This window comes from Kitasatospora cineracea (assembly GCF_003751605.1).
In the GTDB taxonomy this organism is placed as follows: domain Bacteria; phylum Actinomycetota; class Actinomycetes; order Streptomycetales; family Streptomycetaceae; genus Kitasatospora; species Kitasatospora cineracea.
In genome coordinates this window covers 778314-803998 of sequence record NZ_RJVJ01000001.1, presented here as the reverse complement: position 1 = coordinate 803998, position 25685 = coordinate 778314, and the positions used below count along the sequence as shown (strand labels likewise).

At 75.9% G+C, this 25685-nt stretch carries 2 protein-coding genes; both read left to right on the top strand.

The annotated features are described in order from the left end of the window. Positions 1-7 precede the first annotated feature (7 nt). Positions 8-5374: a non-ribosomal peptide synthetase gene (locus EDD39_RS03490; protein WP_162869931.1), complete on the top strand. Its 5367-nt coding sequence runs from the start codon at positions 8-10 to the stop codon at positions 5372-5374. Next, positions 5371-25662 (top strand): non-ribosomal peptide synthetase, encoded by a 20292-nt coding sequence (locus tag EDD39_RS03485; protein ID WP_123553327.1) that lies wholly within the window; start codon positions 5371-5373, stop codon positions 25660-25662. The genes EDD39_RS03490 and EDD39_RS03485 overlap by 4 nt, the downstream gene beginning before the upstream one ends. The last annotated feature ends 23 nt before the right edge of the window (positions 25663-25685 follow it).

The following is a 25685-nucleotide window of genomic DNA, read 5'->3' as shown; positions in this document are numbered from 1 at the left end:
GACACCGATGAGCGAGAACACCGACACCCGCACCTACCTGGTCGTCCTCAACGACGAGGAGCAGTACTCGATCTGGGCCGCCGGCCGCGAGCTCCCGGCGGGCTGGACCGCCGAGGGCACCCAGGGCACCCGCGAGGAGTGCCTGGCCCGGATCGACCAGGTCTGGACGGACATGCGCCCCGCAGCCTGCGCGAGCGGATGGCCGCCACCGCCGGCTGACCCGGCCGCGGGGGCGGACCCGCCCGGTCCGCCCCGCAGCTCCCCCTCCCCCGACTCCCCACCGCCCGACCGGAGACGACCCCCCGCGGCACCGCCCGCCGGGGGTCGACGACCACACGAGCCACACCACTTCACGGACCAGGAGCTCCCTGAGATGAATTCCGAGTCGCAGCCGGGTGCGCCGAAAGACGAGCCCGTCCTCATCAGTTCGCTCGTCGCGCGCCAGGCGTCGCTGACTCCGGATGCCGTGGCCGTCGTCGACGGCGACCGTACCGTCACGTACGCGCAACTGGACGCCGACGCCAACCGGCTGGCCCACCACCTGATCGGCCTCGGCGCCGGCCCCGACACCCCCGTCGGCGTCTGCCTGTACCGCGGCGCCGACCTGGTCACCGCCCTGCTCGGGGTCTGGCGGGCCGGCGGCGCCTACCTGCCGCTCACCCCCGACCTGCCGCCGCGCCGGCTCGCCCAGCTGCTGGCCGGCAGCGGCGCCCGGCTGGTGCTCACCGAGACCGAGAGCGCCGGCACGGTGCGCGGCGCGGGCGCCCGCCCCGTCATCGTCGACGCCGTCCGCGAGGACCTGGACCGGCTGCCCGCCACCGCCCCGCGAATCGCCGCGGACCCCGACGGCGCCGCCTACCTGATCTACACCTCCGGGTCGACCGGCGAGCCCAAGGGCGTCGTGGTCACCCACGCCGGCATCGGCAACCGGGTCGCCTGGGCCGTCGGGTCCGGCCGGCTGGGCGCCGGGGACCGCGTCCTGCAGAAGACCACCGTCACCTTCGACGCCCACTGCTGGGAGGTGTTCGGCCCGCTGACCAGCGGCGGCACCGTGGTGCTCGCCCCGGTCGGCGCGGAGAGCGACCCGGCCGCGATGCTGCGCGCCGTGCGCGAGCACCGGGTCACCGTCCTGCAGCTCGTCCCCTCGGTGCTGCGGCTGCTCACCGAGGAGGACGGCCTGGCCGGCTGCGACGCGCTGCGCCTGGTGCTGTCGGCCGGCGAACCGCTCCACCACGAGCTGGTGGCCCGGCTGCTGGAACGCCTGGGCCGCCCGGTCGAGGTGTGGAACACCTACGGCCCCACCGAGTGCTCGATCGACATCACCGCGCACCGGGTCGACACCGACCGCCCGACCGGCCCGGTGCCGATCGGCCGCCCCATCACCGGCATGCGGGTGCTGGTCGTGGACCGCAACGGCAACCCGGTCGGCCCCGGCACCCCCGGCGAGCTGCTGGCCGGCGGCGTCGGCGTGGCCCGCGGCTACCTCAACCGCCCCGGCCAGAGCGCCGCCGCGTTCGTCCCCGACCCGTACGGCCCGGCCGGCGCCCGGCTCTACCGCACCGGCGACCGGGTCCGCTGGCGCCGCGACGGCGTCCTGGAGTACCTCGGCCGGATCGACGACCAGGTCAAGGTCAACGGCGTCCGGATCGAACCGTCCGAGATCGAGCACGTGCTGCTCGCCCACCCGCAGGTGGCCGGCGCGGCCGTCGCCGCCTACGAGGCCCCCGACGGCGGCAAGCGGCTCGCCGCCTACCTGGTCGCCCGCGGCGAGCTCGACCTCACCGAGCTGCGCGCCCACCTCGCCCAGCGCCTCACCGGCCCGCAGGTGCCCGGCGCGTTCGTCCTGCTGGAGAAGCTGCCGCTGGGCCCGACCGGCAAGGTCGACCGGCGCGCGCTGCCCGCCCCCGGCTCGCTGGACGCGGCCGGCCGGCCGGTCCACCGCGCCCCCGTCACCGCCGCCGAGCAGGCCGTCGCCGCGGTCTGGCGCGAGGTGCTCAAGCTCGACCGGGTCGGCCTGGACGACGACTTCTTCCAGCTCGGCGGCACCTCGCTGCAGCTGACCCGGCTGGTCTCCCGGCTGCGCGCCGCCACCGGCTCCGCCGTGCAGCTGCGCGGCTTCTTCACCGCCACCAGCCTCGCCGCGCAGGCCGAACTGCTCTCCGTCAGCCTGCCGCCCGGCCCCCGCCCGGTCTCCCGCCAGGGCACCCTGCCGCTCTCCCCGGGCCAGCGCCGGCTCTGGTTCTCCGACCGGATGAACCCCGGCGGGCCCGAGTGGGTCGCCGCCGTGGTGCTGCGCCCGGAGCCCGGCGCCACCGACGCCGAGGTGGGCGCCGCGCTGGACGCGCTGGCCGCCCGGCACGAGGCGCTGCGCACCCGCTTCCCGGTGGTCGACGGCGAGCCCGTCCAGCTGATCGACCCGCCCGCGCCGGTCGCCCTGCGCACCGCCGCCGCCGACACCCCCGCCGCGGCCGCCGAGACCTTCCACCGCCTGCTCGGCGAGGAGCAGGCCCGCGGCTTCGACCTCGCCGAGGGCCCGCTGCTGCGCGCCGTCCTGGTGCGCGCCGCCGACGGCGCCGCGCTGCTCGGCGTCGCCCTGCACCACATCGCCACCGACGGCTGGTCGACCGCGGTGCTGGAGCGCGAGTTCCACGCCCTGCTGGCCGCCGCCCGCACCGGCCGGCCCGCCGACCTGCCCGACCTGCCCGTCCAGTACGCCGACTACGCGGTGTGGCAGCTGGAGCAGCTCACCGACGAGCTGGTGGACCGCGAACTCGCCCACTGGCGCGGCGAACTGGCCGGCCTGGAGCCGGTCGAGCCGCCGGTCGACCGGCCCCGCCCGGCGGTCCGCGACGGCCGCGGCTCGGTGGTGCCGTTCGCGGTGCCCGCCGAGGTGGCCGGCCCGGTCCTGGAACTCGGCCGCCGCTGCGGCGCCACCCCCTTCATGACCCTGCTCACCGCGTACGCCACCGTGCTGGCCCGGCACACCGGCCAGTGGGACCTGCCGATCGGCACCCCGGTCTCCGGCCGGGACTGCCCCGAGGTCGAGCAGGTGGTCGGCTTCTTCCTCAACACCCTGGTGCTGCGCTGCACCCTGGACGCCCGGCGCTCCTTCGAGGACGCGCTGGCCGCCGTCCGCCGCACCGCGAGCACCGCGCTCGCCCACCAGCAGCTGCCCTTCGACCTGCTGGTCGAGGAGCTCGCCCCCGAGCGCGACCTGTCCCGCACCCCGCTGTTCCAGGTCGCCTTCGACCTGCACGACGGCGAGTTCAACGGCCTGATCGGCGCCGACGAGGACCTCGACCAGCTCAGGCGGATGTGGCAGGCCACCCACACCGACCTGACCCTGGTGCTGCGCGTGCAGCCCGACGGCTCGCTGGCCGGCGGCCTGGAGTACGACACCGCGCTGTTCGAGGAGGCCACCGTCGCCCGGCTGGCCGCGCACTTCCGCCGGGCGCTGGCCGCCGCCGCGGCCGCCCCGCGCACCGCGCTCGGCGAACTCGACCTGCTCGGCGCCGACGAGCACGCCGACCTGGCCCGCTGGAGCACCGCCCCCGGCGAGCAGCCCGCCGCCTCCGTGCTGGACGCCTTCGAGCGGCAGGCCGCCGCCACCCCCGACGCGGTCGCCGTCGCCGGGCCGGGCTTCGCCCTCGGCTACCGCGAGCTGGACGCCCGGGCCAACCGGCTCGCCCACCACCTGGCCGCGGCCGGGGCCGGACCGGAGCGCCCGGTCGGCGTCCTGCTGGAGCGCGGCCCCGAGCTGTTCACCGCGCTGCTCGCGGCCTGGAAGTGCGGCGCCGCCTACCTGCCGCTCGACCCCGGCTTCCCGGCCGAGCGGGTGCACCGGATGCTCGCCGAGGGCGGCGCCGTCGCCCTGGTCGCCCGGGGCGCCGACCCGGCCGCCCTGCCGGCCGGCACCCGCGCGGTCGACCTCGACCGGGACGCCGCGGCCGTCGCCGCCCGCCCCGCCACCGCGCCCGCCGCCGCCCGCGACCTGGACGCCCTCGCCTACACGATCTTCACCTCGGGCTCCACCGGCCGTCCCAAGGGCGTCGCGGTGACCCACCGGGGCCTGGCCAACCACGTCGGCTGGGCCGCCCGCGAACTCGCCGGGGCGGGCACCGGCGGCAGCGCCCTGTTCTCCTCGCACGCCTTCGACCTGGTGGTGCCCAACCTGTGGGCGCCGCTCACCGTCGGCCAGCGGGTCTGGGTGCTCCCGCCCGACCAGGACGGCACCCGGCTCGGCGCCGACCTGGCCGCCGCCGGACCGTTCAGCTTCCTCAAGCTGACGCCCGGCCACCTGGAGATCCTCACCGACCAGCTGACCGACCGGCAGGCCGCCGACCTGGCCGGCGTGGTCGTGGTGGCCGGCGAGGCGCTGTCCGGCGCGCTCGCCGACCGCTGGGCCGCCCGGCTCGGCGCCGGCCGGCTGGTCAACGAGTACGGGCCCACCGAGGCGTCGGTCGGCACCAGCGTGCTGCCGCTGGCCGCGCCGGTCACCGCCGCGACGGTGCCGATCGGCCGCCCGCTGCCCGGCATGGTGATGCGGGTCCTGGACGACGAACTGCGCCCGGTGCCGGTCGGCGCCCGCGGCGAGCTGTACGTCGGCGGCACCGGCGTGGCCCGCGGCTACGTCAACCGGCCCGGCCTGACCGCCGAGAGCTTCCTGCCCGACCCGTACGGCCCGCCCGGCGCCCGGCTGTACCGCACCGGTGACCTGGCCCGGGTGCTGGACGGCGGCGTGGTCGACTTCCGCGGCCGGACCGACGACCAGGTGAAGATCCGCGGCTACCGGATCGAACCCGGCGAGGTCCGCGCCGTCCTGCTGGAGCACCCCGGCGTCCGGGACGCCCACGTGCGGGCCGTCACCCTGCCGTCCGGCGGCGCCGCGCTGGCCGCCTGGGTGGTCGGCACCGCCGACGACCTGGCCGGGCACTGCGCCCGCCGGCTGCCCGAGCACCTGGTGCCCGCCGGGATCGCCACCGTCGACGCGCTGCCGCTGAACGCCAACGGCAAGGTCGACCGGGGCCGGCTGCCCGACCCGTTCGCGGACCGCGCCGAACGGCGCACCGCCCCGCGCGACGAGGTCGAGGAGGCCGTCCACGAGCTGTGGACCGAGGTCCTCGGCACCGACGGGATCGGCGTCCACGACAACTTCTTCGCCGCCGGCGGCAACTCGATCCTCGCCATCCGCCTGGTCGCCCACCTGCAGGACCTGTTCCAGCTCGACCTGCCGATCCGGGTCCTGTTCGAGAAGCCGACCGTCGCCGGCCTCGCCCGCGAGATCGAGGACCGCGTCCGGGCCGAGATCGACCGCCTCTCCGACACCGAGCTGGCCGCCGCCACCACCGCCCTCCCGAAGGAGCACCACGCATGACCGCCGACGCCCTGCGCGAGCAGCTCCTGCGGGAGCGCCTGGCCGGCCGCCGCACCCGCCGCCCCGCCGCCACCGCCGACACCATCGGCCGCGCCGACCGCGGCGCCCCGCTGCCGCTCGCCCACGGCCAGCAGCAGATGTGGTTCCTGAACCGGATGGAGCCGGAGAGCGACGAGTACCTGGTGCCGTTCGCGCTGCGGCTGCGCGGCCCGCTCGACCGCTCCGCCCTCGACCGGGCCTGGCAGCAGACCGTCGACCGGCACGAGATCCTGCGCACCCGCTACGCCGAGGCCGGCCGCGAGCCGGTCCAGGTCGTCGACCCGCCCGCGCCCACCGCCCCCGAGTTCACCGACCTGTCCGGGCTGCCCGCCGACCGCCGGGAGGCCGCCGCGCTGGCCCGGGCCGCCGAGGCGCTGTCCGCCCCGTTCGACCTGGCCGGGCAGTGGCCGCTGCGCGGCCTCCTGCTGCGGCTGTCCGAGCAGGAGCACGTGCTGGCCGTGGTCTTCCACCACATCGCCTGCGACGCCTGGTCGACCGGCGTGTTCGGCGCCGACCTGAGCGAGTTCTACTCCGCCGCCGTCGAGGGCCGCCCGGCCCGGCCCGAGCCGCTCGCCGTGCAGTACGCCGACTACGCCGCCTGGCAGCGCGAGCGCCTCACCGGCGCCGAACTCGACCGCCAGGTCTCCTACTGGCGCGGCCGGCTGGCCGGCGCCGCCCCCACCGAACTGCCGCTGGACCGGCCCCGCCCGGCGATCCGCAGCCACGCCGGCGGGCAGCACACCTTCCCGCTCGACCCGGCCCTGACCGGCCCGCTGCGGGCCCTGGCCGCCGCGCACGGCACCACCCCGTACGCGGTGCTGCTGACCGCCTTCCAGGCGCTGGTGGCCCGCTGGACCGGCGTCAGCGACGTGCCGGTCGGCACCGTGGTCTCCGGCCGCGGCCGCCCCGAGCTGCAGCACCTGATCGGCTACTGCATCAACAACGTGGTCGTCCGCGGCCACTGGGACGGCGACCCGGCGTTCAGCACCCTGCTGGCCGCCACCCGCACCGCGCTGCTGGAGTCCTTCGACCACCAGCAGGTGCCGTTCGCGCAGCTGGTCGCCGAACTCGCCCCCGAGCGCGACCTGTCCCGCACCCCGCTGCACCAGGTCGCCTTCACCCTGCACGAGGACCGGCACGGCGCGTTCGCCTTCACCGGCCTGTCCGCCGAGCGCTTCGGCGAGGGCGACGCCGTCGCCAAGGTCGACCTGACCCTGCAGGTGCTGACCGGCCCCGACGGCACCCTCAGCGGCCAGTTCCTGTACGCCACCGCGCTGTTCGACCACGGCACGGTCGAGCGGTTCGCCGGCCACTTCTCCCGGCTGCTGGCCGCCGCCCTCGCCGACCCCGACCGCCCGCTGTCCGGCCTGGCCCTGCTCGACGAGGACGAGACCCGCCTCGCCGTCGACCGGCCGACCGCCGCCCACCGGGTCGAGGACACCGCGCACGCGCTCTTCGAGCGGTGGGCGGCCCGCACCCCCGACGCGCCCGCCGTCACCGCGGGCGGCACCACCCTGACGTACCGGCAGCTCAACGAGCGGGCCAACCGGATCGCGCACTTCCTGCGCGCCGCCGGGGCCCGCCCCGACACCCTGGTCGGCATCTGCCTGGAGCGCGGCGCCGACCTGCTGCCCGCGATCCTCGGCGTGCTCAAGTCCGGCGCCGGCTACCTGCCGCTGGACCCGGCCGCGCCCGCCGACCGGCTCGGCTACGTGCTGGCCGACGCCGGCAGCGCGCTCCTGCTCACCGGGTCCGCGCTGGCCGGGCGCCTCGCGGACGCCTTCACCGGCCGGCTGGTCGAGGTCGACGCGCCCGGCGCGTTCGACGGCCTGCCCACCGCCGACCCGGCCCCCGCGGCCGGCCCGGACGACCTGATCTACACCATCTACACCTCCGGCTCCACCGGCCGCCCCAAGGGCGTCGCCCTCACCCACGCCAACGTGGTCCGGCTGATGACCACCGCCGCCGGGCACTACGGCTTCGGCCCCGGCGACGTCTCCTCGATGACCCACTCCTACGCCTTCGACGTCTCGGTCTTCGAGATGTGGTCGGCGCTGGCCTTCGGCGGCACCCTGGTGGTCGTCCCCACCGAGGTCACCCGCTCCCCGGACGAGCTGCTCGACCTGCTGGCCGCCGAGCGGGTCAGCGTCCTGTCGCAGACCCCGACCGCGTTCCGCGCCCTGGTCGCGGCCGCCGCCGACGGCGACCCGCGGATCGACGCGCTCGCCGTGCGCACCGTGGTCTTCGCGGGCGAGAAGCTGGAGATCCCGGAGCTCGCGCCCTGGGTGGAGCGGGTCGGCCTGGACCGGGCCGTGCTGGTCAACATGTACGGCATCACCGAGACCACGGTGCACACCACCTACCACCGGATCGGCCCCGCCGACCTGGCCGACGGCACCGGCAACGCGATCGGCCGCCCGCTCGCCGACCTCGCCGTCCGGCTGCTCGACCGGGACGGCAACCCCGTCCCGGCCGGGGTGGTCGGCGAGATCCACGTGGCCGGGCCCGGCGTCGCCCGCGGCTACGTCAACCGGCCCGCGCTGACCGCCGAGCGCTTCGTCCCGGACCCGTACGGCCCGGCCGGCTCCCGGATGTACCGCTCCGGCGACCTGGCCCGCCGCACCCCCGACGGCGCGCTGGAGTTCCTCGGACGGATCGACGACCAGGTGAAGATCCGCGGCTACCGGATCGAACTCGGCGAGGTCCAGGCCGTGCTGGCCGCCCACCCGGCCGTCCGGCAGGCCGCCGTCCTGGCCCGCGAGGACACCCCCGGCGACCGCCGCCTGGTCGGCTACCTGGTCGCCGAGGACGGCGCCCGCCCCGAGCCGGAGGAGCTGGCCGCGCACGCCGCGCTCGCCCTGCCCGGCTACATGGTGCCCGCCGCCTACGTGCTGCTGGACGCCCTGCCGCTGACCGTCAACGGCAAGCTCGACAAGCGCGCCCTGCCCGCCCCCGGCCGCTCCGCGCTGCGCGGCCGGCGCGGCCACGTCGCGCCCCGCACGCTCGCCGAGCAGCGGATGGCCGCGGTCTGGGCGGACGTCCTGGGCGTGCAGCGGGTCGGCGTCGAGGACGGCTTCTTCGACCTCGGCGGCGACTCGATCCGGGCCGTCGCCCTGGTCGGCGCGCTGCGCGCCGAGGGCTTCGACGTCGCCGTCCGCGACGTCTTCCTGCACCGCACGGTGGCCGCGCTCAGCGGCTGCGCGGCCGGCCGCGCGGTGCTCGGCGAGGAGTACGGGGTCGAGCCGTTCGCGCTGCTGCGGCCCGCCGACCGGGCCGCGCTGCCGGACGGCGTGGCCGACGCCTACCCGCTGTCGCAGAACCAGATCGGCATGCTGGTGGAGATGCTGGCCGACGACGGCCGCAACCTGTACCACAACGTCACCACCTTCCGGATCAACGACCCCGCGCCGTTCGACGCCGACGCCTTCCGGGCGGCCGGGGCCACCGTGGTGGAGCGGCACGAGATCCTGCGCACCGCGATCCACCTGACCGGCTACTCCGAGCCGCTGCAGCTGGTCCACACCGCGGCCGAACTCCCGTTCGGCCACCGCCCGCTGGCCGGGCTCGACCCGGACGCGCTGGCCGCCGAGCTGCACCGGTTCACCGCCGAGCAGCGCGCCGAGCTGTTCGACCTGGCCACCCCCTCGCTGATGCGCTTCTTCGTCCACGACACCGCCGACGGCGGCTACTGGATCTCGGTCACCGAGTGCCACCCGATCCTGGAGGGCTGGAGCCACCACTCGCTGCTGATGGAACTGCTCGGCCTGTACGGGCGGCTGCGCGACGGCGAGAGCGCCGAGCCGTGGGCGCCCGCCCCGGTCCGGTTCGCCGACTTCGTCGCCGCCGAGCGCCGCTCGCTGGAGTCCGCCGAGGACCGGGCGTACTGGCGGCAGGTGCTGGACGGCGCGGAGCGCTTCGAACTGCCCGCCGGCTGGGGCGACCCGGCCGCCGGGCCGGACGCCGCCAAGATCCAGGCCGAGGTCTCCTGGGCCGACCTGGAGGACGGCCTGCGGGCCCTCGCCGCGCAGGCCGACGCCTCGCTCAAGAGCGTCCTGGTCGCCGCGTACGGCGCCGTGATGTCCCGGCTGTCCGAGGCCCCCGCGGTCCACGTCGGCCTGGTCTGCGACGCCCGCCCCGAGGTGCTGGGCGCCGACCGGGTGTACGGCATGTACCTCAACACGGTGCCGTTCACCGTCGACCGGGAGGCCGACAGCTGGCTCGACCTGGTGCGCCGCACCTTCGACCGCGAGGTCGGCATGTGGCCGCACCGCCGCCACCCGATGCCGGAGATCACCCGCGCCGCCGGGGGCGGCCGCCGCCTGGTCGACGTGTTCTTCAACTACCAGGACTTCCACCAGCTCGACTCCGGGCTGATCGGCCTGGAAGGCAGCGACGACAGCCCCACCGAGTTCCCGCTGACCATCTCCTCCCGGGCCGGGCACGTCATCCTCACCGCCGACCCGCGGGTGCTGTCCGCCGCGTCCTGCGCCCGGATCGCCGGGATGTTCCGCGAGGTGCTGGCCGCGATGGCCGCCGACCCGCACGGCGACGCCCGGGCCGCCTGCCTGCCGCCCGGCGACCTCGCCCGGCTGGCCGCCGTCGAGACCGCCCCCGCCACCCCGCCGGTGCGCAGCACCCCCGCCGCGGTCGCCGCCGCGCTCGCCGCCGACCCGGCGGCCGTCGCCGTCCGCCTGCACGGCGACGCCCCCCGCACCCTCACCAACGCCGAACTCGCCGCCCGCGCCGACCTGCTGGCCCGCCGGCTGCGCGCGGCCGGCGCCGGTCCGGAGACCGTGGTCGCCGTCCGGCTGCCGCGCGGCCCCGAACTACTGGTCGCGCTGCTCGCCGCCTGGCGGGCCGGCGCCGCCTACCTGCCGATCGACCCGCAGACCCCGGCCGCCCGGATCGACCACATGCTGCGCGACTCCGGCGCCGTCGCGCTGGTCGCCGACGCGCCCACCGGCCACCCGGTGCCCACCGTGGTGCTCACCGCCGGCGACGACCCGGCCGACGCCGCAGGCCTGCCGCCGCTGCCGGTGCTCGACGACGACCCGGACCGCCTGGCGTACGTCATCTACACCTCCGGCTCCACCGGCCTGCCCAAGGGCGTCCAGATCGGCCACCGCGCGCTGGCCGGCTACCTGGGGTTCGCGGCCGCGGAGTACCTGGACGCCGACGGGGGCGGCGGCGCCGCGCTGTTCTCCTCCGCCGCGTTCGACCTGGTCGTCCCCACCCTGTGGGTGCCGCTGGCGCACGGCCGCCCGGTCCACCTGCTGCCCGAGGACCTCGACCCGGCCGACCTCGGCCGGGCCCTGACCGCCGCCGGACCGTTCGACTTCCTCAAGCTGACGCCCGGCCACCTGGAGATGCTGGAGCGGCAGTTCGAGCCCGGCGCCGCGCCCGTCACCCGCACCCTGGTGGTCGGCGGCGAGGCGCTCGGCGCCCGCACCGCCGCCCGCTGGTGCGAACTGCTCGGCGGCGCCCGGGTGGTCAACGAGTACGGCCCGACCGAGGCCACCGTCGGCAACGCCGTGCACACCGTCACCGGCCCGATCGACGCCGAGACGGTGCCGATCGGCCGCCCCGTCCCCGGCACCACGATGTACGTGCTCGACCGGGACCTGCGCCGGGTGCCGGTCGGCGTGGCCGGCGAGCTGTACATCGGCGGCGGCCACCTGGCCCGCGGCTACGCCGGGCGCCCCGGCCTGACCGCCGAACGCTTCGTGCCGGATCCGTACGGCGGGCCCGGCGCCCGCCTGTACCGCACCGGCGACCTGGTGCGGATCCTGCCCGACGGGGCCGCCGACTTCCTCGGCCGCCGCGACGACCAGGTCAAGATCCGCGGCCACCGGGTCGAACTCACCGAGATCGAGGCCGTGCTGGCCGCCCACCCCGGCGTGGTCGAGGCCCGGGTGGTGGCCGCCGACGGCGCGCTCACCGCCTACCTGGTCGGCTCCGCCGAGGGCCTGGCCGAGCACGCCGCCCGCCTGCTGCCCGGCTACATGGTGCCCGCCGCCTACGTGGTGCTGGAGCGCATCCCGCTCACCGCCAACGGCAAGCTCGACCGGGCCGCGCTGCCCGCCGCCGACCGCGCCCCCGCCGACGGCGCGGCCCGCACCGCGCCGCGCACCCCGCTGGAGCGCCGGATCGCCGAGGTCTGGCAGCAGGTCCTGGGCAGCGCCGTGACCGGCGTCGAGGACAGCTTCTTCGAGCACGGCGGCGACTCGATCCGCGCGGTGTCCCTGGTCGGCGCGCTGCGCGCCGAGGGCCTCGACGTCGGGGTCCGGGACGTCTTCGCGCACCGCACCGTGGCCGGCCTGGCCGAGGTGCTGGCCGGCCGCACCACCGCGGCCGCCGACCGCCTGGTCGAGCCGTTCCAGCTGATCGGCGCCGCCGACCGGGCCCGGCTGCCCGAGGGCGTGGTCGACGCCTACCCGCTGTCGCAGAACCAGCTCGGCATGCTGGTGGAGACCCTCGCCTCGGACAGCGGCAGCACCTACCTGGACGTGGCGACCTTCCTGATCGGCGACGACCGCCCGTTCGACGCCGCCGCGTTCCGCACCGCGCTGCGCACCGTCGGCGGCCGGCACGACATCCTGCGCACCTCGTTCGACCTGAGCGGCCTGTCCGTGCCGATGCAGCTGGTGCACGCCGAGGCCGACCTGGAGACCGGCCTGTCCGACATCTCCGACCTCCCCGCGGACCTCCAGCGGATCGAACTGGAGTGCTTCGTCGCGGACGAGCAGAAGCGGGTCTTCGACGTCTCCGCGCCCCGCCCGATGCTCCGGGTCTTCGTCCACGTGCACGGCCCCGACGCCTGGCGCTGCACCTTCACCAAGAGCCACGCCACCCTCGACGGCTGGAGCTACCACCTGTTCCTGCGCGAACTCGTCGCCGTCTACCGGCAGGTCCGCGACGGCGAGCCGGTCACCGGCGGCGAGAGCGGCGGCGCCCGGTTCGCCGACGCGGTCGGCGCCGAGCTCGACGCCCTGGCCTCCGCCGGGAGCCGCGACTACTGGCGCGGCGTCGTCGAGGACCACGCCCGGCTGGAGCTGCCCGCCGCCTGGCGCGGCGACCTCACCGCCCCGGCCGCCCGGGTCCGCTCCGGCCTGCGCTTCGCCGACCTCACCGAGGGACTGCGCGCCGCCGCCGCGGCCGCCGGAGTCTCGCTCAAGAGCGTGCTGCTGACCGCCCACCTCAAGGTGCTCGGCCAGCTCACCCACGAGACCCCGTTCCAGACCGGCGTGGTCTGCCACACCCGGCCCGAGGCCCCCGGCGGCGAGCGCCTGCTCGGCATGCTGCTCAACACCGTCCCGTTCGCCTTCCGGCCCGGCGCCGCCACCTGGCGCGAACTGGTCCGCGAGGTCTTCGACGCCGAGTCCCGGATGTGGGCGCACCGGCACTTCCCGATGCCCGCCATCCAGGCCGACCTGGCCGGTGGCAGCCGCCTGATCGACGCCTTCTTCTCCTACCTCGACTTCGGCGACCTGGAGGCCGAGGAGATCACCTCCGGCACCACCGGACTGAACGCCAGCTCCACCGAGTTCGGCCTCGGCGTCACCACCCTCGACGACATCCTCACCATCCGCACCGACACCCACACCATGACCCAGGAGCACGCGGACCGGCTGGCCGGGATGTACCGGGCGGTGCTGGCGGCGATCGCGGCGGACGTGGACGGGGACGCGCGGGCGGTGTACCTGCCGGAGGGCGAGGCCGCGTGGCTGAAGGTGCAGGCCCCGGGCCGGGCGGCGGAGTTCGGTGCGCTGAGCGCGCCCGAGCGGATCGCCCGGCAGGCGGAGCTGACGCCGGACGCGGTGGCCGTGGCCTCGGGTGGACTCGCGCTGTCGTACGCGGAGTTGGTGGCGCGGGCCGATGCGGTCGCGGCGCGGCTGCGGGCGGCGGGCGTCGGTGCGGGCTCGGTCGTGGGTGTGGTGCTGGACCGTGGGGTGGACCTGCTGGCGGGTCTGCTGGGCGTGTGGCGGGCCGGCGCGGCCTACCTGCCGCTCGACCCCGGCTACCCGAAGCTCCGCCTGGCCCGGACCCTCGCCGACGCCGGCTGCGCCGCCCTGCTCACCGCCCACCCGCACGACACCGAGCTGGGAGAGCTCTTCGATGGTCCTGTCGTACCTGCGGCGCCGGACGCTGCTGCTCCTGCGGCTGCGCCCGCCCCGCCGGCCCCGGTCGACCCGGACGCTCTCGCCTATGTGATCTACACGTCGGGGTCGACGGGTCGGCCGAAGGGTGTGGAGGTGACGCACGCGGGGTTGGTGAACCACCTGGCGTGGGCGGCTGAGGAGTTGTGTGCCGGGCCGGGTGGGTCGGCGGTGTTCTCGTCGGTGGCGTTCGACCTGGTGGTGCCGAACGTGTGGGCGCCGCTGCTGGTCGGTGAGCGGGTGCGGATGCTGCCGCAGGATCTCGAACTGGACCGGCTGGGGGAGGAGTTGTTGGCGGGTGCGCCGTACTCGTTCCTGAAGTTGACGCCGGGTCACTTGGAGATCCTGTCGCACCAGGTGTCGGCGGAGCAGGCTGCTGCGCTGGCGGGTGTGGTGGTGGTCGCGGGTGAGGCGCTGCCTTCGGCGCTGGCCGAGCGCTGGGTCGGGTGGCTGGGTGATGGGCGGTTGGTGAACGAGTACGGGCCGACGGAGGCGTCGGTGGGGACGTGTGTGAACCCGCTGTCGGGTCCGTTGGCGGAGGGTGTGGTGCCGATCGGCCGGGCGTTGCCGAACATGTCGATGCGGGTGCTGGACGCGTGGCTGTGCCCGGTTCCGGTGGGTGTGGCGGGGGAGTTGTACGTGGGTGGTGCGGGTGTGGCGCGCGGTTACGGCGGGCGGCCTGCTCTGACGGCGGAGCGTTTCGTGCCGGACCCGTTCGGCGAGCCCGGGGCGCGGATGTACCGCACGGGTGACCTGGCGCGCGTCCTGCCGGATGGGACGGTGGACTTCCTGGGCCGGCTGGACCACCAGGTGAAGATCCGGGGCCACCGGATCGAACTGGGCGAGGTGCAGGCCGCGTTGGCCGCCCACCCGCAGGTCCGCGAAGCCGCCGTCCTCGCCGACGGGGAGACCGGCGAAACCCGCCTGGTTGCCTACGTCGCGGTCGACGGCCCCCACCTGCCCGACCTCGCCGCGCACTGCGCCGAGACCCTGCCCGGCTACATGGTGCCCGCCGTCTTCGTCCGCCTCGACGCACTGCCGCTGAACGCCAACGGCAAGCTCGACCGGGCCGCCCTGCCGTCGCCCGACGGCGCCGGCGACCGGGCCCGGACCGCGCCCCGTACCCCGCTGGAGCGCCGGGTCGCGGCGATCTGGTCCGAGGTGCTGGGCGTCGCCGAACTCGGCGTCGAGGACGGGTTCTTCGAGCTCGGCGGCGACTCGATCCGGGTGATCGCCCTGGTCGGCGCGCTGCGCGCGGAGGGCGTCGCGGCCACCGTCCGCGACGTGTTCGAGCAGCGCACCGTCGCCGGACTCTGCGAGGCCGTGGCCGGACGGGACGCCGACACCCGGCCGGTCGAGCCCGTCGCGCCGTTCGCGCTGCTCGACGCCGCCGACCGGGCCGCCCTGCCGGACGGCCTGGACGACGCCTACCCGCTCTCCGAGGTGCAGATCGGCATGCTCGTGGAGATGGCCCCCGGCGCGGGGGCCGGCGCCTACCACAGCGTCGCCGCGCACCGGATCGGCGCCGACGGCCCGTTCGACGAGGCCGCGCTGCGCGCCGCGCTCGCCGAGGTCGCCGCCCGGCACGACATGCTGCGCACCTCCATGCACCTGGTCGGGCACCGCGTCCCGATGCAGCTGGTGCACCGCGCGGTCACCGTCCCGCTCGCCGTGCACGACCTGCGCGGCCTGGCCGCCGACGCGCTGCGCGAGCGGATGACCGCGCTGCTGGAGCAGGAGCGCGCCACCCCGGTCGAGCTGACCGCCGCCCCGCTGCTGCGGGTCGCCGCGGTCCGCGAGGACGACCGCGCCTGGTGGCTGGTCCTCACCCGGCCGCACGCCACCAGCGAGGGCTGGAGCCACCACGCGCTGCTCGGCGAACTCCTCGGCCTCTACCGCGCGCTGCGCGACGGCCGCGAGCCCGAACCCTGGCAGCCGGCGCCCGTCCGGTACGCGGACTTCGTCGCCGGGGAGCTGGAGTCGCTGGCCTCCGAGCAGGACGCCGGGCACTGGCGCTCGGTGCTGGCCGGGCGCGCCCCGTTCGCCCTGCCCGAGGGCTGGGGCGACCCGGACGGCCCGGACGAGGAGTTCGACGTCAAGGTCGACTACACCGACCTGCTGGAGCCGCTGCACGCGCTGGCCCGCCGGGCCCGCACCTCGCTCAAGAGCGTGCTGCTCGCCGCGCACGCCAAGGTGCTGTCCCAGCTGACCGCCGAGGACTCCTTCCACTTCGGCCTGGTCCTCGACGCCCGGCCCGAACTGCCCGGCGCCGAACGGGTCCACGGCATGCACCTGAACACGTTGCCGTTCGCCGTCGACCCGGCCCGCGGCAGCTGGGCCGACCTGGTGCGCGACGTCTTCGCCCAGGAACTGGCGCTGTGGCCGCACCGCCGCCACCCGATGCCCGCGATCGCCCGGCTGCGGGAGGGCGCCGGCACCGAGCGGCTGGTCGGCACCGTCTTCAACTGGTTCGACTTCGCGCAGATCGACGCCGACTCGGTCGGCGACGGCCCGCGGGTCGGCGACTCGCAGACCGAGTTCGACCTCACCGTGCACTGCGCGCCCGGCCGGATCTCGCTCACCACCCGCACCGCCGTCCTCGGCCGGGCCGACGCCGCCCGGATCGGCGCCGCCTACCGCGCGGTGCTGGCCGCGATGGCCGCCGACCCGGACGCCCCGGCCGGCCCGGCCCGGCTGCCCGAGGCCGAACGCCGCCTGCTGCTGGAGGACTGGACCGACACCGCCCGCGCACCGCGCACCCTGGACCCGGTCGCCCTGATCGAGGGCTGCGCCGCCGCCACCCCCGACGCCCCCGCCGTCACCGACGACGAGGAGACGCTCGGCTACGGCGAGCTCAACCGCCGCGCCAACCGCCTCGCGCACCACCTGCGCGGCCTCGGCGCCGGACCGGAGAGCGTCATCGGCGTCCTCGCCGAGCGCTCCGCCGCCACCCTCACCGCGGTCACCGCGGTGCTCAAGGCCGGCGCCGCCTACCTGCCGCTCGACCCGAAGCTGCCCGCGGACCGGCTCGCCTACCTGCTCGCCGACGCCGGCGTCCGCGCCGTGGTCACCCGCACCGAGCACGCCGCCGCCGTCACCGGCGTCCCCGCGCTGCTGCTCGACGACCCGTCCTGGACCGGCGAGTCGGACCGCGACCCGGTGCCGACCGCCGGACCGGACAACCTGGCGTACACCATCTACACCTCCGGCTCCACCGGCCGCCCCAAGGGCGTCCTGGTGCAGCGCGGCGGCATGGGCAACCACCTGCTCGCCAAGATCGAGGACCTGGAGCTGACCGGCGCGGACACGCTCGCGCAGAACGCCTCGCTCAGCTTCGACATCTCGGTGTGGCAGATGTTCGCCACCCTCGCCCTCGGCGGCCGCGTCCGGGTGATCGGCCCCGACGCCGCCCTCGACCCGGCCGAGCTGTTCGCCCGGGTGGTCGCCGACCGGGTCACCGTCCTGGAGGTCGTCCCCTCGCTGCTGCGCTCCGCCCTGGACAGCTGGGACGCCGGCGCCGACCTGCCCGACCTGTCCCGGCTGCGCCGGGTGATGGTCACCGGCGAGGCGCTGCCCGCCGAACTGTGCACCCGCTGGTTCGCCCGCCACCCCGGCATCCCGCTGGTCAACGCGTACGGCCCGACCGAGTGCTCGGACGACGTCACGCACGCGCTGCTCACCGCCGACCGCCCGGTCCGCGAGGGCCGGGTCCCGATCGGCTCGCCCGTCCGCAACACCTGCCTGTACGTGCTCGACGAGCACGGCGACCCGGTCGCCCTCGGCGTCCCCGGCGAGCTGTACGCCGGCGGCGCGGGCGTCTCCCGCGGCTACCTCGGCCGGCCCGGCCTGACCGCCGAGCGCTTCGTCCCGGACCCGTACGGCGAGCCCGGCGCCCGCCTCTACCGCACCGGCGACCTGGTGCGCTGGCAGGCCGGCGACGAGGGCGGCGAGCCGCACCTGCTGTTCCTCGGCCGGATCGACGACCAGGTCAAGGTCCGCGGCCACCGGATCGAGCTCGGCGAGATCGAGGCCGCGCTCGGCGAGCACCCCGCGCTGCGCCGCGCCGTGGTCGCGGTCCGCGAGGACACCCCCGGCGCCCAGCAGCTGGTCGCCTGGACGGTCGCCGAGGACGGCGCCGACACCCCGCCGCCCGCCGAACTGCGCGACTGGCTCGCCCGCACCCTGCCCGGCTACATGGTCCCGGTGGCGTACACCGCGGTGCCGTCCGTGCCGCTCACCCCGAACGGCAAGACCGACCGCAGGGCGCTGCCCAAGCCCGGCCCGGACGCCTACGCCCGCAGCACCGCGGTCGCCGCCCGCACCCCGTTCGAGGCGCAGGTCGCCGACCTGTGGCGGGACGTCCTGGACACCGACACCGTCGGCGTCGAGGACAGCTTCTTCGACCTCGGCGGCGACTCGATCCGGGCCGTCGCCGTGGTCGGCCGGCTGCGCGCCCTGGGCCGCGACGCCACCGTCCGCGACGTGTTCGAGCACCGCACCGTCGCCCGGCTCTGCGCCCACCTGGAAGGGCTGCCGCTGCTCACCGCGGCCGCCCGCCGCCGGGTCGCGCCGTTCGAGCTGCTCGACGACGCCGACCGGGCGCTGCTGCCCGGCGGCATCGAGGACGCCTACCCGATGACGCAGAACCAGGTCGGCATGCTGATCGAGATGCTGGCCGACCCGACCCGGAACGTCTACCACATCGTCAACACCTTCCGGATCAAGGACGAGCGGCCGTTCTCGCTGGAGCTGCTGCGGCAGGCCGCCGCCCTGCTGACCGGGCGCCACGAGGTGCTGCGCACCTCGATCCACCTCACCGACTACTCGGTGCCGCTGCAGCTGGTGCACCCCGGATCGGCCGTCCCGGTCGGCATGGCCGACCTGCGGGGCGTCCCGCAGGACGAGGCGGTGGGCATCCTCCAGGAGTACGTGGCCCGGCAGCGCGCCGAGGTCTTCGACGTCCGGCGGGCTCCGCTGCTGCGGGTGCACGTCCACCTGGAGAGCGACGAGGCGTGGTGGCTCACCTTCACCCAGTGCCACGTGGTCACCGAGGGCTGGAGCTACCACCTGCTGCTGATGGAGCTGCTGGAGACCTACCGCAGCCTCGCCGAGGGCGCCGAGCCGGTCTTCGAGGAGCTGCCCGCGGTCCGCTTCGCCGACACCGTCGCCGCCGAACTGGAGTCCGTCCGCGGCGACGCCGACCGGGCCTACTGGGAGGGTGTGGTCCGCGACCACCCGCCGCTGGCCCTGCGCGGCCTCGGCGACGGCACCGGGCCGGACGTCCCGGTGTACGGCCAGGTGCCGTTCGAGGACCTCGGGCCCGCGCTGCGCCGGCTCGCCTCGGACGCCGAGGCCTCGCTCAAGGCGGTGCTGCACGCCGCCCACCTGAAGGTGATGAGCCAGCTCACCGACGCCGCCTCGTTCCACTCCGGCCTGGTCTGCGACACCCGGATCGAGGAGCTCGGCGCCGACCGGGTGTACGGCATGTACCTCAACACCGTGCCGTTCGTGATGGACCGCACCGCCGCCGACTGGCGCGGCCTGGTCCGCCAGGTCTTCGACCACGAGGTCGGCATGTGGCCGCACCGCCGCTACCCGATGCCGCTGATCCAGCGGGCCGCCGGGGGCGAGCGCCTGGTCAACGTCTACTTCAACTACCTCGACTTCCACCAGGTCGACAGCGACCTGGTCGACACCGGCAAGCGGATCAGCAACGCGCCGGTCGAGGCCGGCATCGGACTGACCGTCCACAACCGCGGCGACCGGCTCCACCTGAGCAGCCACTCCGCGGCCATCAGCCCCGCGAACATCGAGAGGATCGCCAGCATGTACCGAGCCGTCCTGGAAGGCATGGCCGGCAACGCCCGGGGCGACGCCCGCGCCGTCCTGCTGCCCGAGGGGGAGCGCGAGCTGCTGCTCGGCGACACCCCCGCCGACCCGGCCGACCCGCTGGCCGGCCGCACCCTGCACGAGGTGTTCGCCGCCCGGGCCGCCGCCGCCCCCGACGAGCCCGCCGTCACCGCCGGGCCCACCACCCTCAGCTACCGGGAGACCGCCGAGCGGGCCCACCGCCTGGCCCACCGCCTGCGCGAACTGGGCGCCGGACCCGAGCAGTTGGTCGGCCTGTGCCTGCAGCGCGACGAGAAGCTGGTGCCCGCCCTGCTCGGCGTGCTCGCCTCCGGCGCCGGCTACCTGCCGCTCGACCCGGCCAACCCGGTCGACCGGCTCGCGTACATCGCCGAGGCCGGCGGCGCCCGGGTGGTCGTCACCGACACCGCCTGCGCCCCCAGGCTGCGCGAGTTCTACCGCGGACAGGTCGTCGTGCTGGACGACCCGGCCGAGGCCGCGCTGCTGGCCGCGCTGCCCGCCACCGCCCCCGCCGCGGGCGCCGGACCGGACAACCTGGCGTACACCATCTACACCTCCGGCTCCACCGGCCGCCCCAAGGGCGTGGCGATCAGCCACCGCAACGTCACCCGGCTGATCTCCACCGCGCAGGAGCACTACGCCTTCGACGACGCCGACGTCTTCTCGATGACCCACTCGTACGCCTTCGACGTGTCGGTGTTCGAGCTGTGGGCGGCGCTCTGCCACGGCGCCCGGGTGGTGCTGGTGGCCGCCGACACCGCCCGCAACCCCGACGAGTTCCTCGACCTGCTGGTGGACGAGGAGGTCACCGTCCTGTCGCAGACCCCGACCGCGTTCCGCTCGATGGTCGCCGCGGCCGCCGCCGGGGACCGCCGGATCCGCGAACTGTCGCTGCGGGCCGTGGTGTTCGCCGGCGAGAAGCTGGAGATCCCGGAGCTGCGGCCCTGGGTGGAGCGCCGCGGCCTGGGCCGCACCGCGCTGGTCAACATGTACGGCATCACCGAGACCACCGTGCACACCACCTACCACCGGCTCACCCGCAAGGACCTCGCCGACGGCGCGGGCAACGCGATCGGCCGCCCGCTCGCCGACCTGCGGGTGCACCTGCTCGACCCGGACGGCAACCTCGTCCCGGTCGGCGTCACCGGCGAGATGTACGTCGCCGGGCCCGGCGTCGCCCGCGGCTACTTCGGCCGCCCCGACCTGACCGCGCAGCGCTTCGTCCCCGACCCGTACGGCGAGCCCGGCGCCCGGATGTACCGCTCCGGCGACCTCGCGCGCCGCCGCCCCGACGGCGGGCTGGACTTCCTCGGCCGGATCGACGACCAGATCAAGATCCGCGGCTTCCGGGTCGAGCTCGGCGAGATCGAGGCCGCGCTCGCAGCCCACCCGCAGGTCGCCCAGGCCGTGGTGCTGCTGCGCGAGGACAACCCCGGCGACCGGCAGCTGGTCGGCTACCTCGTCCCGGCCGGCGACACCCTGCCCGACGCCGCCGACCTGCGCGCCGCCCTCGGCCGCACCCTGCCCGAGTACATGGTGCCCGCGGTGTTCGTGCCGATCGACGCCGTCCCGCTGACCACCAACGGCAAGCTCGACAAGCGCGCCCTGCCCGCCCCCGACGCCGGCGCGATCCGGGCCCGCCGCGAGTACGCCGCCCCGCGCACCCCGCTCGAGGAGCGGATCGCCGGCCTCTGGTCCGACGTCCTGGGCGTGGAGCGGATCGGCGTCGAGGACAGCTTCTTCGACCTCGGCGGCGACTCCATCCGGGCCGTCGCGCTGATCGGCGCGCTGCGCGCCGACGGCCTCGACGCCTCGGTCCGCGACGTCTTCACCCGCCGCACCGTGGCCGGCCTCGCCGAGGCCCTCGACGGCCGCGCCGAGATCGTCGAGTCCACCGCCCGGGTCGCCCCGTTCGCCCTCGTCGACCCCGCCGACCGGGCCGCGCTGCCGGACGGCGTCGAGGACGCCTACCCGCTCACCCAGGGCCAACTCGGCATGCTGGTCGAGATGCTGGCCGGCGAGGGCAAGCAGGACTACCACATCGTCAAGACCATCGGGATCTCCGCCGACGAGCCCTTCGACGAGGCCGCGCTGCGCCGCGCCGTCGCCGAACTCACCACCCGGCACGAGATCCTGCGCACCTCCGTCGACCTGGAGTCGTACGGCGCGCCGATGCAGCTGGTGCACCGCACCGCCGACGTCCCGGTCACCGTGCACGACCTGGGCGGCCTGGACGCGGACGAGGAGGCGGAGGCGATCACCGCCTTCGTCGACGAGGAGGCCGCCACCCCGCTCGACCACACCGTCGCCCCGCAGCTGCGGATCTTCGTCCACCTGCTGTCCGGCGGCCGCTGGCAGCTGACCTTCTCGCAGTCGCACGTCATCCTCGACGGCTGGAGCTTCTACCAGCTGCGCCTGCAGCTGCTCGACCTGTACCGCAGCCACCGGGACGGCCGGCGCCCCGCCGACTACCAGGCGCCCGGCGTCCGGTTCGCCGACTTCGTGGCCGCCGAGCAGCGCGCCCTGGACTCCGCCGAGGACCGCGGCTACTGGACCGAACTGGTCACCGGGCGGCCCAAGTTCACCCTCCCCGAAGCCTGGGGCGAGCGGACCGACGGCCCCGGCGAGGTGTACCGCCTGCTGGTGGAGTTCACCGAGCTGCTGCCCGAACTGGAGTCGCTGGCCTCCCGCTCCGGCGTGCCGCTGAAGACCGTGCTGTTCACCGCCCACCTCAAGGTGCTCAGCCAGCTCACCCACGAGGAGTCCTTCCACAGCGGCCTGATGTCGCACACCCGCGGCGAGATGATCGGCGCCGACCGGGTCGCCGGAATGAGCCTCAACGCCCTGCCGTTCGGCTTCCGGCGCGGCGCCGCCACCTGGCGCGAACTGGTCCGCGAGGTCTTCGACGCCGAGACCGGGCTCTGGGCGCACCGGCACTTCCCGATGCCCGCCATCCAGGCCGAACTGGCCCGCGGCACGCGCCTGATCGACGTCTACTTCAGCTTCATCGACTTCGACCAGCCCGACGACGGCCCGGTCGACCGGCGCCTCGACTTCTGCTTCAGCTCCAACGAGTTCCCGCTGACCGTCGCCGTGCAGGCCGGCCGGCTCACCTTCCACACCAACTCCCGCAGCATGGCCCAGGAGCACGCGGACCGGCTGGCCGGGATGTACCGGGCGGTGCTGGCCGCGATGGCCGCGGACGTGGACGGGGACGCGCGGGCGGTGTACCTGCCGGAGGGTGAGGCGGGGTGGCTGGAATCCCGGGCGCCGGGTCGGGTCGCGGAGTTCGGTGCGCTGAGCGTGCCGGAGCGGATCGCGGCGCAGGCGTCGGTGACGCCGGAGGCGGTGGCGGTGGTGGCCGGTGAAGTGGCGCTGTCGTACGCGGAGTTGGTGGCGCGGGCCGATGCGGTCGCGGCGCGGCTGCGGGCGGCGGGTGTCGGTGCGGGCTCGGTCGTGGGTGTGGTGCTGGAGCGGGGGGTGGACCTGCTGGCGGGTCTGCTGGGCGTGTGGCGGGCCGGCGCGGCCTACCTGCCGCTCGACCCCGGCCACCCCGTCCAGCGGCTCACCGAGACCCTCGCCGACGCCGGCACCGCCGCCGTCCTGACCACCACCGGCTACGCGGGCGCCCTGCTCGGCGCCGCCGACCGGCCGGTGCTCTGCCTCGACACCCCGGACTTCCACGCCGCGGACGCTCTCGCGTCGACCGCCGAACCCGCCCGGCCGCGCCCCGGCGACCTGGCGTACGTGATCTACACGTCGGGGTCGACGGGTCGGCCGAAGGGTGTGGAGGTGACGCACGCGGGGTTGGTGAACCACCTGGCGTGGGCGGCCGAGGAGTTGTGTGCCGGGCCGGGTGGGTCGGCGGTGTTCTCGTCGGTGGCGTTCGACCTGGTGGTGCCGAACGTGTGGGCGCCGCTGCTGGTGGGTGGCCGGGTGCGGATGCTGCCGCAGGATCTCGAGCTGGACCGTTTGGGGGAGGAGTTGTTGGCGGGTGCGCCGTACTCGTTCCTGAAGTTGACGCCGGGTCACTTGGAGATCCTGTCGCACCAGGTGTCGGCGGAGCAGGCTGCTGCGCTGGCGGGTGTGGTGGTGGTCGCGGGTGAGGCGCTGCCTTCGGCGCTGGCCGAGCGCTGGGTCGGCTGGCTGGGTGATGGGCGGTTGGTGAACGAGTACGGGCCGACGGAGGCGTCGGTGGGGACGTGTGTGAACCCGCTGTCGGCTCCGTTGGCGGAGGGTGTGGTGCCGATCGGTCGGGCGTTGCCGAACATGTCGATGCGGGTGCTGGACGCGTGGCTGTGCCCGGTGCCGGTGGGTGTGGCGGGCGAGTTGTATGTCGGTGGTGCGGGTGTGGCGCGCGGTTACGGCGGGCGTCCGGGTCTGACGGCGGAGCGTTTCGTGCCGGACCCGTTCGGTCTGGCGGGTGCGCGGATGTACCGCACGGGTGACCTGGCGCGCGTCCTGTCGGATGGCACGGTGGACTTCCTGGGCCGGCTGGACCACCAGGTGAAGATCCGGGGTCACCGGATCGAACTGGGCGAGGTGCAGGCGGCGTTGGCCGCCCACCCGCAGGTCCGCGAAGCCGCCGTCCTGGCGCACGGCGACGACACCGACCGCCGCCTGGTCGCCTACGTCGTCCCCGCCGCCGGTACGGCGCTCGACCCGGCCGCGCTGCGCGCCGACCTCCAGCAGCGGCTGCCCGAGCACTACCTGCCCGCGCTCTGGATCGGCCTGGACGCGCTGCCGCTGACCGCCAACGGCAAGCTCGACCGGGCCGCCCTGCCCGACCCCGACGCCCAGCCCGAGCGGCCCCACCTCGCCCCGCGCACCGCGACCGAGGAGCAGCTGGCGGCGATCTGGCGCCAGGTCCTCGGCCTGGAGCGGGTCGGCGTGGACCGCAGCTTCTTCGAGCTCGGCGGCCACTCCATCCTGATCATCCAGGTGGTGTCGGAGGCGCTGAAGGCCGGCCTGCCGGTCTCGCTGATGATGCTCTACAAGAACGAGACCGTCGCCGACCTGGCCGCCGCCGTGGACGCCGTCCGCGCCGCCCGGCAGGACGACGCCCGCGCCGAGCGGGAAGCGGCCGAGCAGGACGCGGCCCGGCAACTGGCGGCCGAGCAGGACGCGGCCCGGGAGCGGGCCCGCAAGGACGCCAAGCGCTCGGTCAAGCAGGCCGTCAAGCAGGCCGTGCTGAAGGGCGGCCCGCGCCGCTCCGAGGTCGCCCCGGAGCGGATCCGGCAGGTGCTCGCCGAGCACCGGGTGCCCGGCGCGAGCGTCGCGGTGCTCCGCGACGGCGAGCTGGTGGCCGCCGACGGCTACGGCCTGACCGGGCCCGACGGCGCCGCCGTCACCGCCCGCACCGTGTTCCCGGTCGGGTCGGTCTCCAAGCACCTGACCGCGCTGACCGCGCTGCGGCTGGTCGAGGACGGCGCGGTCGACCTGGACGGCGACGTCGACGCCCACCTGACGGGCTGGCACGTCCCCGGCCGGGGCGCGCCGATCACCCTGGCCCAGCTGCTCGGCCACCTGTCCGGCCTGACCGTGGTGCCCAGCGGCCGCTACCCGCGCGGGGCGGCGCTGCCGACCCTGCCGGCGCTGCTCGCGGGCACCGCCGAGGGCCACCCGCCGGTGCGGCGCGAACTCGCCCCCGGCACCGCCTTCCGCAAGGCCAACGTGCACTACTCGGTGGTCCAGCAGGCGCTGTCCGACGCCACCGGCGAGGACTTCGCCGCCCTCGCGCAGCGCCTGGTGATCGACCCGCTCGGCCTGCGGGACACCTCGTTCCGGCAGTCCTTCCCGCAGGAGCCCGGCCGGGTGCCCGCCCTCGGGCACGGCCCCGACGGCCGCCCGCTGCCCGGCGGCTGGGACGTCCGGGCCGACGTCGCCGCGGCCGGCCTGTGGTCGACCGCCGCCGACCTGGCCACCGTCGCCCTGGAGGTGCGCCGCTCCTTCCTGGGCCGCCCGCGGGCCCTGCTCACCGCCGACAGCGCCCGCCGCCTGCTCGACCCGCACCCGCAGTCGTTCTACGGGCTGGGCACGGTGGTCGACGCCACCGGCGAGGAGCGCTGGTTCGGCCACGGCGGCGAGCTCGACGGCCACCGGGCGCTGACCCTGTGCCGGCTCGACCGGGGCACCGGCTTCGTGGTGCTGGCCAACGGCGGCGGCGCCGACCACCTGCTGCGGCTGTTCACCGAGGCCGCCGGACTGCCCGACGCGCCGCACTGACCCCCGCGGACGGGGCCGGGAGA

Bases quoted from the DNA above. Each gene is read 5' to 3' on its own strand.
- EDD39_RS03485 (WP_123553327.1), top strand. From the start codon at position 5,371: ATGACCGCCGACGCCCTGCGCGAGCAGCTCCTGCGGGAGCGCCTGGCC.
- EDD39_RS03490 (WP_162869931.1), top strand. From the start codon at position 8: ATGAGCGAGAACACCGACACCCGCACCTACCTGGTCGTCCTCAACGAC.